General features: G+C 46.1%; 12 protein-coding genes and 1 riboswitch. Of the genes, 3 read left to right on the top strand and 9 right to left on the bottom strand.

The window, feature by feature from the left end; genetic code table 11:
- Window positions 1-44 precede the first annotated feature (44 nt).
- The 6 genes from gluQRS to FTU87_RS11010 form a co-directional block, all read right to left on the bottom strand.
- Window positions 45-965 (bottom strand): tRNA glutamyl-Q(34) synthetase GluQRS, encoded by a 921-nt coding sequence (gene gluQRS / locus FTU87_RS10985; RefSeq protein WP_257220483.1) that lies wholly within the window; start codon window positions 963-965, stop codon window positions 45-47.
- Between the two features lie 2 nt (window positions 966-967).
- Entirely contained in the window at window positions 968-1,495 is a 528-nt protein-coding gene (gene dksA / locus FTU87_RS10990; RefSeq protein ID WP_004281072.1) for an RNA polymerase-binding protein DksA, read from the bottom strand.
- A 210-nt stretch (window positions 1,496-1,705) separates the two neighbouring features.
- Complete coding sequence (gene cpdA, locus FTU87_RS10995) at window positions 1,706-2,518, bottom strand: 3',5'-cyclic-AMP phosphodiesterase (protein ID WP_180075293.1); 813 nt, start codon at window positions 2,516-2,518, stop codon at window positions 1,706-1,708.
- Window positions 2,515-3,150, bottom strand: coding sequence for an NUDIX domain-containing protein (locus tag FTU87_RS11000; protein ID WP_100329423.1), 636 nt, complete (start codon window positions 3,148-3,150; stop codon window positions 2,515-2,517). The genes cpdA and FTU87_RS11000 overlap by 4 nt, the downstream gene beginning before the upstream one ends.
- 76 nt (window positions 3,151-3,226) lie before the next feature.
- Entirely contained in the window at window positions 3,227-5,122 is a 1,896-nt protein-coding gene (gene thiC / locus FTU87_RS11005; RefSeq protein WP_005168985.1) for a phosphomethylpyrimidine synthase ThiC, read from the bottom strand.
- Window positions 5,123-5,210: 88 nt separating this feature from the next.
- Window positions 5,211-5,343, bottom strand: a riboswitch (TPP riboswitch).
- Window positions 5,344-5,449: 106 nt separating this feature from the next.
- Complete coding sequence (locus FTU87_RS11010) at window positions 5,450-6,481, bottom strand: hypothetical protein (protein WP_180049962.1); 1,032 nt, start codon at window positions 6,479-6,481, stop codon at window positions 5,450-5,452.
- A 288-nt stretch (window positions 6,482-6,769) separates the two neighbouring features.
- Between FTU87_RS11010 and FTU87_RS11015 the strand changes: the two genes are divergently transcribed.
- Together FTU87_RS11015 and phoU are read left to right on the top strand one after the other, a co-directional pair.
- A complete protein-coding gene (locus tag FTU87_RS11015; RefSeq protein ID WP_180097347.1) occupies window positions 6,770-8,128 on the top strand; it encodes a TolC family outer membrane protein in 1,359 nt (452 codons plus the stop codon).
- 92 nt (window positions 8,129-8,220) lie between these two features.
- Window positions 8,221-8,940 (top strand): phosphate signaling complex protein PhoU, encoded by a 720-nt coding sequence (gene phoU, locus FTU87_RS11020; protein ID WP_005094412.1) that lies wholly within the window; start codon window positions 8,221-8,223, stop codon window positions 8,938-8,940.
- Between the two features lie 64 nt (window positions 8,941-9,004).
- Here phoU and FTU87_RS11025 read toward each other — a convergent pair whose 3' ends face one another.
- Entirely contained in the window at window positions 9,005-10,807 is a 1,803-nt protein-coding gene (locus FTU87_RS11025) for an ABC transporter ATP-binding protein (RefSeq protein WP_180049939.1), read from the bottom strand.
- A gap of 150 nt (window positions 10,808-10,957) precedes the next feature.
- Here FTU87_RS11025 and FTU87_RS11030 point away from each other — a divergent pair, with 150 nt between their 5' ends.
- Complete coding sequence (locus FTU87_RS11030) at window positions 10,958-11,578, top strand: alpha-ketoglutarate-dependent dioxygenase AlkB (RefSeq protein WP_159138534.1); 621 nt, start codon at window positions 10,958-10,960, stop codon at window positions 11,576-11,578.
- A gap of 63 nt (window positions 11,579-11,641) precedes the next feature.
- Here FTU87_RS11030 and ruvX read toward each other — a convergent pair whose 3' ends face one another.
- Both ruvX and FTU87_RS11040 read right to left on the bottom strand, forming a co-directional pair.
- Window positions 11,642-12,085 (bottom strand): Holliday junction resolvase RuvX, encoded by a 444-nt coding sequence (gene ruvX / locus FTU87_RS11035; RefSeq protein WP_159138535.1) that lies wholly within the window; start codon window positions 12,083-12,085, stop codon window positions 11,642-11,644.
- Window positions 12,078-12,632, bottom strand: a complete 555-nt coding sequence (locus tag FTU87_RS11040; RefSeq protein ID WP_159138536.1) for a YqgE/AlgH family protein — start codon at window positions 12,630-12,632, stop codon at window positions 12,078-12,080. Before FTU87_RS11040 ends, ruvX begins: the two co-directional genes overlap by 8 nt.
- Between the last annotated feature and the right edge of the window lie 105 nt (window positions 12,633-12,737).

The raw sequence follows: 12,737 nt of genomic DNA on the forward strand, positions 1-12,737 counted from the left end.
TCTGATTTTAATTCTAGAATTCTAGCTTAAGCCAAAACAGGTTTTTATTGATAACAACCTTGTAGCGCTGTTGTATGTGGAATCCGTTCAATGTTCCATTGCGCAACCGCCTGTTGCAGCATGCGTTGTGGCGTATCCAGATCAACTTCAGCCTGATGCAAAGCATTAAGTGCCTGTTTTAAGAGTTGTGGGGCCTGACTTAAATCCAGTGCTTGGGCCAGATTCTGTTTTGAGAGTTTTTGTCCCTGATCATTCATCGCCAGGGGTAGATGCATATAATTCAGACGCGGATAACCGAGCAACTGCCCCAGATAGATTTGCCGTTCGGTATTGTCCAGCAGGTCAGCACCACGTACCACATGGGTCATGCCTTGCAGATAGTCATCGACCACTACCGCCAGCTGATAATTAATAATCCCGTCACGACGTTTTAAGACAAAGTCTCCCAGATCTTTCTTCAGCTTTGAGCAGTGTCGACCTTGTAATTGATCTTCAAAACAGATTTCGATATCTTCGACTTTTAAACGGATCGCTTGATTGTCGAATGCCAGAGCTAGGTCACGGCAGGTATCCTGATAGATATGATTGGAACCGAGCATTTTACGGGTACATTGACAGGCATAAACCAGACCCTGCTGACGTAATTGTTCGATCACATCTGCATAAATATCTAAACGGTCTTTCTGGAAAATGATTTCGCCGTCTGGCTCAAGCTGAAAGGCGTCCATGGCACGCAAAATATGCTCTTCACTGCCCGGATAAATACGCGGAATATCGGTATCTTCCACCCGAACCAGCCATGAGCCGTGGTTGGCTTTGGCATCGCAATAACTGGCAACTGCGGTAATGAGGGAGCCAAAATGCAAAGGGCCGGTTGGCGATGGCGCGAACCGACCCACATAAGCCATCCTATTGTCCCCCTCCTTTTTTAAAGGAGGGGTTAGGGGAGGATTATTCAACAGCATCATTAACCGTTATTTTGCTTCTCTTTGATTTCCGCCAGGGTTTTGCAGTCAATACATAAAGTAGCCGTTGGACGAGCTTCTAAACGACGCAAACCAATTTCGATGCCACAAGTTTCACAGAAACCATAGTCATCATTCTGGATCGCTTCGATTGACTGTTCGATTTTACGGATCAGTTTACGTTCACGGTCACGGGTACGCAGCTCAATTGCAAATTCTTCTTCCTGAGTGGCACGATCGTTGACATCAGGCAGGGCAGTATTCTCATCTTGCATCGTATTCAGCGTACGATCCACTTCTGACATCAACTCGGCTTTCCAGGCCAGCAAAATTTGGCGGAAATGCTGAAGCTGACCTTCAGACATGTATTCTTCATTTTTTTTAGGTTGATAAGGTTCAATACCAAATAAGCTAGCAGTAGAACCACCGTCAGTCGTTTTAGGCTTAGATTTGCGTACGCGCTTTGCAGCTTTCTCTTCTACAACATCAGTTTGATTGTCTAAGACTTGATTTTGGTTGTCATTCGCCATTTAGGGCATTCCTCATCATATGCGTATGATTGCTACGCAAAAAATATGGTGATATGCAATTTTTATCCACCCTGTAGAAGGATTATCCTCCTGTGGGGGCCGTCATCATATAGACTTTTTATGCTTATTGATAGTCTTTGATGTCTGGACTATGCATATCACATTTCCTTTGGTTGCAATAAAGTAATGCAAAAAAAACAAATTGAAAAGTTAATAACCTGAAATTTCAGTATTAATATTTTGCTGACTCAATGCCACCCGTTCAATATAGGTATCAAACTCACCATTTTGTTGCAAATGTAATACACGATAACCGGGCGCCGCCTGATCTAGCGCGAAATCCTGGCTTTTAGGTTTGAACTGCACACTGGTCGATGGCGTGGATAAAAAATAGATACCATGCCATTCATTACAGGAATCCTGATGCACATGACCAAACAAGACCAACTTTATATTCTGGTGCCGTGCCAGGACATCTTTTAAATCTTCAGCATTTTTCAGCCGGTGCTGATCAATCCAGTGCGATTTCATCGCAAAAGGGTGATGATGACAAGCGATGATGACATGCTGATGCTTAAACTCAAGCAATAATTGGTTCAATTGATCAAGCTGAGCTTGTTCCACCCAGCCATCAACCTTGCCTTGAACCGCACTATTCAACAAAATCATGGTCCAGCTACCAAAATGAATCGCATGTACCTGATTGGCATTCTGATGAAACGGAAAGATCCGGGTGTCATCATGATTACCCGGAATCTGATAATGCGGCACGTTTAAGGACTGGATAAAGTCTAAATAACGCTGATAAGTTCGTTCCACCGGCACCTGGGCCAGATCACCGGTATGAATCAGCGCATCCATTTTGCGAAAGCGCTGCTGAATCTGCTGCATCACCTCATGAAAACTCTGCTCGGGATTCATCCGGGCAAATTCCAGCTCTTCCCGATCCATCAAATGGGTATCAGAAATCTGGATAATGGTCCAATCCGGCTGCGTGTCTGTGCTTGACTGCTGAAAACTCATGTCTTTCCCCTTAGACATATTCCTGCAGTATGAATATGTTGTTGCAACCATTGCAAGGCCATAATGACAGGTGCATTTCTTAAGCGACCATTCGTGAGCAAGGACGGAATATCGGCATAATCCAGAATATGCAGCTGGATATTTTCCCCTTCATCCGGCATGCCAAAAATACCGCCCTGTTCAGGCAATTCGGTCTGGGCCACATATAAATGGAAAAGCTCAGAACATGCTCCGGCGGAAGGATAGAAGCTGAAAATGTGCTGTAGCTCATCCAGAGTACAGCCTGATTCTTCGAGTGCTTCGCGACGGATACACGCTTCAGGCGCTTCATCGCCATCCAGAACACCAGCAATCACTTCGAGTTGCCACGGTGAATCGACATCGTCCAGTCCGCCAATCCGGAACTGTTCAATCAGGCCGAATTTCTGCTGTTGATGGTTATAGAGCAGCACACCCGCTGCTTCTGGCCGGTGAATCAGCTCACGTTGCAAAATAGGCGTCGAGCTGTCCTGCTGGAATAAACGGTGTCGCAGGCTGACTTTTTCCACCTGAATAAATCCCCGGTACAAAAACTCACGTGCCTCTATGCGAAAGTCTTTTTTATTATAAGAGGCCTGTTTAATAATATTCATATGCTCAGATAGAATGAATTGATTTATTTTCATCCTATCTGAGTTTTTTTTGAAGACAACTGTTTTTTTTAAAGTTTTATAGTTTGTGGTACAGATTTTGGCCAGACTTATGGAAGCTGGCTTTCATCTGATCCATACCTGCTTCAATTTCGGCCTGAGAGCTTGCCGGCTGATCAGGCTTGGCCTGCTGATTGGCATAGTCTCGAACATTCTGGCTAATCTTCATTGAACAGAACTTCGGTCCACACATGGAACAGAAATGTGCAGATTTATGGGCTGCTTTGGGCATGGTTTCATCATGCATGCTGCGGGCTGTATCCGGATCCAGACTCAAATTAAACTGGTCTTCCCAGCGGAATTCAAAACGTGCCTTGGACAGCGCATTGTCCCGGGCCTGTGCGCCTGGATGCCCTTTGGCCAGATCGGCTGCATGTGCTGCAATCTTGTAGGTAATAATGCCGTCTTTGACATCTTTCTTATTCGGCAAACCCAGATGCTCTTTCGGGGTGACATAGCACAGCATGGCAGTGCCATACCAGCCAATCATCGCAGCACCAATGGCTGAAGTAATATGGTCATAACCCGGGGCGATATCCGTAGTTAAAGGCCCAAGGGTATAGAAGGGCGCTTCTTTACAGACTTCCAGTTGCAGGTCCATATTTTCCTTGATCATGTGCATTGGGACATGGCCCGGACCTTCAATCATTACCTGTACATCATGTTCCCAGGCACGATGGGTCAGTTCACCCAAGGTTCTCAGTTCAGCGAACTGTGCTTCGTCATTGGCATCCTGCACACAGCCCGGACGCAGGCCATCGCCGAGGCTGAAAGACACATCGTATGCTTTCATAATTTCGCAGATGTCATCAAAATGGGTGTAGAGAAAGTTTTCCTGATGATGCGCCAGACACCACTGTGCCATGATCGAACCGCCACGCGAAACAATGCCGGTCAGACGGTTGGCCGTGAGCGGTACATATCTTAAAAGTACACCGGCATGAATGGTGAAATAATCCACGCCCTGTTCCGCCTGTTCAATCAGGGTATCTTTAAAGATTTCCCAAGTCAGGTCTTCGGCTACGCCGTTGACTTTTTCCAAGGCCTGATAGATCGGTACGGTGCCAATTGGCACGGGAGAATTGCGGATAATCCATTCCCGGGTTTCATGGATGTTCTGCCCGGTTGAGAGATCCATAATGGTATCTGCGCCCCAGCGTGTCGCCCAGGTCATTTTCGAGACTTCTTCTTCAATCGAAGAACCCAAAGCCGAGTTACCAATATTGGCATTGATTTTGACCAGAAAATTGCGTCCGATGATCATCGGTTCCAGTTCCGGATGATTGATATTGGCCGGAATAATCGCGCGGCCGGCAGCGACTTCCTGCCGTACAAACTCCGGGGTGATTTCAGTCAGGTTTTTAGCGCCGAAATTTTGTCCCGGATGCTGGCGCATATCGACACCCTCCAGTTGACGCAGGTTTTCACGAATGGCGATATATTCCATTTCTGGCGTAATCATGCCTTGTTTGGCATAGTGCATCTGGGTGATGTTCTGGCCGCGTTTGGCTTTGCGCGGTTTTTGAATATGCGCGAAACGGATGGCCGCAGTACGGATATCACGTAAACGTTGTCGGCCAAATTCAGAGCTTAAATCGTCCAGCATTTCCGTATCGTTACGCTGTTCAATCCAGCTGTCACGGATATTGGGCAGGCCTTTATTCAGGTCAATCGTCACATTGGGGTCGGTATAGACACCAGACGTGTCATAAACCATCAAGGGCGGATTATATTCACCGCCCAAGCCGGTCGGGGTTTCACTGAGGGAAATTTCCCGCATCGGCACCTGAATATCAGGACGCGAGCCTGGCAGATAGACTTTACGTGAAGCGGGTAGAATGCGCGTTAAATCACGTGCTTCCTGTTCATGCGTGGAGAGAGAAGTTTCAGAAGAAAGATTCGTTAACTGGTTCATGGCTATGATCCTTATGAATGACATCAACGAATCAAGCACGACCAAAAACACGGACAGATTTATCCTGAGCAGATAAAGCAGGGGCTGGGTTTTTAGCTGGCTTGATTCCTACGCAGGTATTAACCTGATCAGGTTCAACGGTACCCATGCTTAATTCCTGATAAAGATAAAAGGAATCACATGATCTCAGCGAGGGATTACTCGCGCTCCGTCAAGCGAGGCTAAAGCTTAGCTCAGTTTATGCCGAATAAACAGGTCTAAATCTCTCAACTTTAGCGATGGTCTCTTCAGGCAGGGGAAGCTGGACTCTGGTCTAAATCGTTCCAGCTAGATACAGAATGCATCCATAAAACAGTCTTTATCATATTTTTGTGAGGGTGGACTGATCTTGGCATAATACAGAATCTGTTCAGCATCCGAACGGTTTCGATAGTCGGCAGGCAAGGCTTGCTGACGCTGTTGCGGATTCATGTCCAGAAACTCCAGAAATTGGCGAGCCTGGGTCGAAAGCGTTGATTTCTGACCGCTGGATAGACCAATAATGGTTTCCAGATGACTGGTATCGACTGCATAACGGTCACGATAATCCTCAGAAACGGGAGATGCTTCGGTGCCTCTAAACAAAAAATAGGTATATTGTTTCAGCAGGTATTCGGCATCCCGCTTATAGCTGCTCTCAGGATAGGTCTTGAGATAATCTTCCCAAAGCAGACTGCGGGCTGCAATGTCAGCCGCCTCAATTTGCAGGCGTTTTTCCACCAGTACCGGCTGCATATTCTGTTCAGCCAGATGTTCAATAAACACTTTTTCAGCGTCGGGTAAATAAGGCGCAAAAATGCGGGCCAGATATTCCGGACTACGACGATAATGTAAGTTGCCATCGCCAAGATCCAGCAGTTCGACATAAGCCTGACCTTTGTGTTTTAACAGGTACTGGTCACGTGAGGTGAGCTGCTGAAAATGGGCTTGCTGAATGGTCGGATGCTGGGCCATTTCCAGCGCATACTGTTCAAAGGCGCGTTGCTGGAACTCGGTACGGTCGACGGCTAAAAAGCGCTGATACATTTCAGTAGAACGCAGCATCAGATGCTTCTGCTCCGCCAATTCCATCAGGGGCAGACACACTTTAAGATCCTGATTAACCTGTTCCAGCGCAAAAGTGGTGCGCTGGTCATTAATCTGGGACATATTTTTTTCAATATTCTTGCACATCAGGCTAAAGTCATTGACTGGACTTTGCTTCTGATTGGTCTCAGTCTGTTCAACCTGGATCTGTGGTTCTGACGGCTGCTGACAGCCTGCCAGAAACAGCAGACTGCCGGAAATTAGACAGGCTTTGAATATCGACGGGAATGGCATTAACACTATGTTTCAGGACTCTGTATAGGTGAATTCAGAAAATAACGGCCTTGCTGGGAGATATATTGTATAGATCAAATAAAAATACTATGTTTAGTATTGTGAATTGCTTTGTTACATTGCGGGTATAGATCTTGAAAATTGAATTAATCGTGGATAAAACCCGAGAGTTATATTAAAAAGTTAATAAAAATCATACGCAAAAATGCAAAAAATCTCTTTAGTATGGCTTAGCTTAAAGCGCCAGAATTTTTGATCTGAATGGCTGTTAGGGGTTAACACTATAAAATGAAACTAAAACTCAGTGTCATGGCCGGTTTATTGTGCAGTAGTCCGGCGATTTTTGCCCTGGATTTGCAACAAGCCTATGCGCGCGCCCAGCAAAACGATCCGAACTGGCAAGCGAATCTGTTGCAATATCAGGCCGATCAGCTCAATCTGGGGATTGCCAGCGGAAATTTACTGCCGACCGTGAGTCTTTCAGGAAATATCACCCGTAAAAACCAGTCTGTCAATAACTCGCAATCTGCAGGTTTGCCGCCTGAGTTTGGTGAGTTGCAAAGTTCCAGTACCACCACCCGCCAGCTGGCTTTAACTGCACGCCAGCCTTTATTCCGCTGGGATGCCTGGCAGGGCTATAAACAGGTCAAAACTTCGGTCGAACTCAGCGAAGTCAATCTGCGTCTGCAAAAACAGCAGCATATTTTACAGGTGGCAGAAGCCTATTTTAATGTCTTGCGTCAGCAGTCTTTGACCACGGCATATTTGCAGGAAGAACAGGCTCTATCTGAGCAGCTGCGCATGATGAATGCCAAACTGAAAGAAGGTCTGGTGGCACGTAGTGAGGTCAGTGAAGCCAATGCCCAGTATCAAAGTGCCCAAGCCAACCGGATTTCGACCCAAGTTCAGCTGGTTCTAGCTCAGGAGCAACTGGCTCAGCTGATCGGGCCTTATCAGGAAAATCTGGCGGTATTACGCAATGACTTCCAGTTTCAGAAACCGATTCCAAGTGACATGCAGTCCTGGACAGATTTGGCACAAAGCCAGAATCTGAACATTCTGCAAGCCCGTCTGCAAAAACGCTATTCTGAAGATGCCAAACGGGTTGAGCAGGCCGCCCTCTATCCGCAGGTTGAAGCGGTCGGCACCTATGGCTATCTGAAACAGACACCAGAAACGATTATGTCCAGCAATGGTGATTTCGACCAGATTGGGGTGGAAGTCAACTGGAACCTATTTAGTGGTGGCCGTACCCAGAAAAGTATTCGTCAGGCTGGGGTCAATGTACAAAAAAGTGCAGCCCAATTAGACGCTGCGATCCGCAAAGCCAATACCGATGTGAAGCAGTCCTTCATGCAGGTAGAAACCGATCAGGCCAAACTGAATGCGCGTAAAGCGGCGATGGAATCTTCGGAAATGGTTTCACAAGCCTCCAGAGCCCAATATCAGGAGGGCTTAAAGACCATGGTCGATGTGTTGCTGGCCCAGCGCAATGCTTTTTCTGCCAAAACGGATTATCTGAATGCCAAATATGATTATCTGCTGCATGTACTCCAGTTACAGGCTTCAGTCGGGCAGCTGACCGAAAAGGAGCTGGCAGAGCTGAATGCCTGGCTGATCGAATATGATTCACCTCAGCCCAGATGACGCTACTATTGTCATCAAACTTTCATCATAAATATGCTTTAATGTGCTTTATTATTGATCATCGCTATATGCCGTTTCAGGAGTAGACTTCCTTGTGTCCAAATAATCCTGTGTTAAGTCATCACATTTCTTCGCAATTTAATGAAGAGTTGCAGGACGTCAATACCAAATTCATGACCATGGGCGGACTGGTGGAACAGCAGGTGGCCAACGCCATTCATGCCTTACTGGATACCGATGTCGCCATGGCGATTGATGTGCAGTTTCAGGACAATGTTGTCAATCAGATGGAAAGAGACATTGATGAAGCACTGACCCTGATTCTGGCACGCCGTCATCCTGCTGCGATTGATTTACGGATGGTACTTGCCATGTCCAAGGCCAATACCGATCTTGAGCGTATTGGTGATGAAGCGTCTAAAATAGGCCGGATTGCACAAAGCCTGAGCGAAGAGGGTAGTTCGCCGCGCGGTTATATGGAAACCCGGCATATTGGCAACCAGGTTCGGGTGATGATTCATGATGCACTGGATGCTTTTGCACGTCTGGATGTAGATCAGGCCTTGAAAGTGATGTTGGCAGATGCGGATATCGACCGTGAATACCAGTCAGCAACACGTACCCTCATGACCTATATGATTGAAGATCCGCGACATATTAGTCGTGTTATCAATGTACTATGGGTGCTTCGTTCACTCGAAAGAATTGGCGACCATGCCCGGAATATTTCTGAACAGGTGATCTATATGGTCAAAGGTTTTGACGTACGTCATACCAGCGTCGAAGAAATTGAGCAAAAAGTTCAGCGTTAAGAGTGATCATCTTTCAATAAAAGACCTCCCGCTCGGAGGTTTTTTTATTGGCTTGGAAGAAGCCCTAACTATGGGTTTCTTCCTCGGCATCATCCTCAAAAGTCTTGGCGATTTTTTCAATATTCAGGCTCTTGGCCATGGCATCAAAAATTTCCTTATACACGCCTTGCTGATGATAAAGCTGAGCGTGCTCACCATGTTCGGCAATCCTTCCCTCTTTCATCACATAGGTATAATCCGCGTCAATAATTTGCGACAGGCTATGTGAAATGATAATCACGGTACGGCCTTGCTTGATTTGATCCAGACTTTGCTTGATCTGTTCGGTGGCGATGGCATCCAGACTCGCCGTCGGTTCATCCAGAAAAATAATCGGTGGGTTTTTCAGGAACATCCGCGCCAAGGCAATGCGTTGCTGCTGTCCGCCAGAGAGCATGAGGGCATCACTATCATAGCCATCCGGTAACTGTAAAATCTGCGCATGAATCGAGGCTTTTTCTGCTGCCTCAATGATATCGTCCATCGAAGCCGTAGTTTTGCCATAACGGATATTCTCAAAAATGGTGCCTTGAAAAATATGATTTTTCTGCAACACCAGACCAATATGATCACGCAAAAATTGGGTGTCATAGTCTTTCAGGTCAATGCCATCCAGTTTAATCTGGCCTTGTTGCGGCTCATAAAATTTATCCAGCAGGCTGATCAGGGTAGATTTCCCCGCACCGGATAAGCCGACCAAAGCCGTGATCTTATTCGGACGAATTTCCATCTCAATATCTTTCAGGGCATGATGGCCATTCGGATAATAAAAATTCACCCCAGTCAGTTCAAATTTACCAGTCACTTGCGGTTTTTGTTGACCACTTTGTTCAATTTCCTGATCCGCTTCCAGAATCTTAAAGAAGCTTTCTGAATAGATCATGGCATCATTCACTTCATCATAAATCCGGTGCAGTGAGCGAATCGGGGCGGAGACATTATTAAACAGCAGCACATGAAACATGATCATGCCGATACTCATCTGGCCATCCAGCACAAAATAAGAGGTCAGAATAATAATCAACACAATGCCGATCTGTTCCAGGAACGTTTTCAGACCATCAAACAGGAAACTGGTCTGGCGGGTTTTCATCTGGTTGTCGGTTAGTTCGCGTTGCAATCCTAACTGCTTTTCCGACTCAATCGCTTCCCGGTTAAAGGATTTGATCACGGTAATTGAATTAATAATACTGAGAATACCTTGACTCTTTTTCTCGCGGCCATCTCTTAAACTGCGGCGCCAGCCACCGAGCTTTTGTGCCTGCTTATAGGTCAGCCAGAAATAGATCGGGACAATGGCGGTGGCCACCAGGCCGACATACATATTGGCATAGTACATCAGGCCCAAAGCCACAATCGCGCTGGTAAATAATGGTAAAATATCAATAAAAAAGATTTGTACCAGACGGGTCAGTGAGCCAATACCACGATCAATTCGGGTCTGTAATTTTCCGGCCTGATTATTTTCCTGATTAAAAAATTCCAGACGATATTTTAAGAATTTTTCAATAATTCCTTGGGCCAGATCCTGAGAAACAAAAATCCGTAGCTTTTCTCCATAGAACTTCTGGCCGAACTGGACAAAGGCATTGATAATCTCTTTACCGAGCAAGATCGCTGAAATCGTAATCAGAATATGCCAGCCTTGCTCCAGTCCCTGACCTTGTTCCAGCAGCGCATTGATACTATCGACTGCATATTGCAGGGTCAGCGCATTGACCTGTGCGGTAAAGGAACCGATCAGGGTCAAAATCAGCGTGGCAATGACCAGCACCCGATAGGGCTGAACAAAAGGACGAAGTTTCTGAAACAGCTGCCATAAGTTCATAAAGGATTATTTTTATTGTGAAAGTTAAATTCAGTTTAGGCAGGAACAGGACAAGTCACAAGAGCAAATCTTGTAGTCATTTGTGAAATCCGGTTGTACTTTTTCAAAGTCAATGTCAGTATTTTCAGTAAGATAATCGGTCTAATTGACATGACTCTAGATTTATTTGCGCCCCAACCTGAAACGAATATCTTACCCTTTGATGGGGTGGTGGAGGACTATGGTCTGATTCTGGAGCAGGCGCAAAGCCAGCAGTATTTGCAGTATTTTCTGAGCCAGTTGGCCTGGCAACATGATGAAGTACGGTTGTTCGGCAAGCACTATGTCACAGCACGCAAGGTGGTCTGGTATGGCGATGCGCACTATCAATATCGCTATTCGGGGACGCTCAAGCAAGCTCAGTTGTGGACCCCGGGATTATTGCGTTTAAAACAGCATATTGAACAGCTGGTGGGTCATCCCTTTAATTCCTGTCTGGCCAATTTATATGAAGATGGTTCACAAGGCTTGGGCTGGCATAGCGATGATGAGCCTGCCTTATATACAGGAAGTTCTCGGGAAAATGTCATTGCTTCTCTGAGTCTGGGCGCGACCCGTAAAATGAGTTTTAAACATAAAACCCACGGGGATAAAGTCGAGTTGCTGTTACACAGTGGCCAACTGATTGTAATGCGCGGCCAGACCCAGCAGTACTGGAAACACAGCATTGGTAAAAGCAGCAAAGTTTTGACACCCAGAATTAATCTGACCTTTCGTTATTTTTACCCTTAAATCATGTTTTTAGGCATAAAAAAGCATCCCAAAGGATGCTGATTTTAAAATTTTATCAGCAGTTTAAGGGGTGATTCCGGCAGGATGGCGATACCAACTTTCAATCAATAAGGCTGCGGCGATACTGTCCGCAGACAACCTTTTGCCGCGACCTTGCGCCTGATAATGATCCAGTTCATCGCGTGCTTCACGGGTGGTCAGACGCTCATCGACCATCAAAGTTTCAATATTGGTCTGGTGCCGTAAACGGCGCGCAAATTTACGTGCCCGTGTCGAAAGCTCCGATTCACTATCATCCATATTCAGTGGCAAACCGACCAGAAATAGATTCGGTTGATGGCTTTTCACTATTTTGAGCAGTTCATCCCAGTTCGGAATGCCGTCTTTCATGGGAAATAAAGGTAGGGGACTGGCACTTGCAATCAGGGATTGTCCAACAGACATTCCCATTTTTTGTGTACCAAAATCAAACGCCATAATGGTTTGTGGCGTGTTTACATCAGGCATGTCCAATCTCGGAAGATAACCAGTTGCGGTCGACGCCCATCTTTTTATAGGCAGCATCCCAACGGTCGTTATAAGGTAAGTTAAAAATCAGATCCATATCAGAATCACAAATCAGCCAGTCACCGTGGGCAATTTCCTGTTCTAGCTGGTGTTTGCCCCAACTGGCATAGCCGAGTGCGATCTGATAGCGACCTACACCTTCATTATGCGCAATTGCATCCAGAATATCTTTGGAGGTGGTGATACAGACATTTTCACCCACCGCAATAGAGGAATGCCAGGTCGGCTGACCGGTATGCAGCACAAAGCCGGCCTCAGGGCGTAAAGGGCCACCTTGCAAGACTTCATGTGGATTGACATTGTCTGCTTCAATATCAAGATCATTCAGCAATTCTTTAATTTGAATACCGGCAGGGCGATTGATGATGATGCCTTGTGCACCATCTTCATCATGGCGAGCCAGATAGATCACCGTCTGGGCAAAAAAATCATCATCCGCATGTGGCGGCGCAATCAGACAACGATGTGTCAGAAACTGTTTGGTCACCTGAGCAGTTCTCCTTAAAATCAATTTCTTCGCAAAGAAATCGTATGATCCTAACCGCTACGTTACTCGAGCTTTATGGATTTACCAACTTTTATTTGTCTGGAT

It is taken from the genome of Acinetobacter sp. YH12156, assembly GCF_013418235.1.
Classification (GTDB): Bacteria; Pseudomonadota; Gammaproteobacteria; order Pseudomonadales; family Moraxellaceae; genus Acinetobacter; species Acinetobacter pseudolwoffii.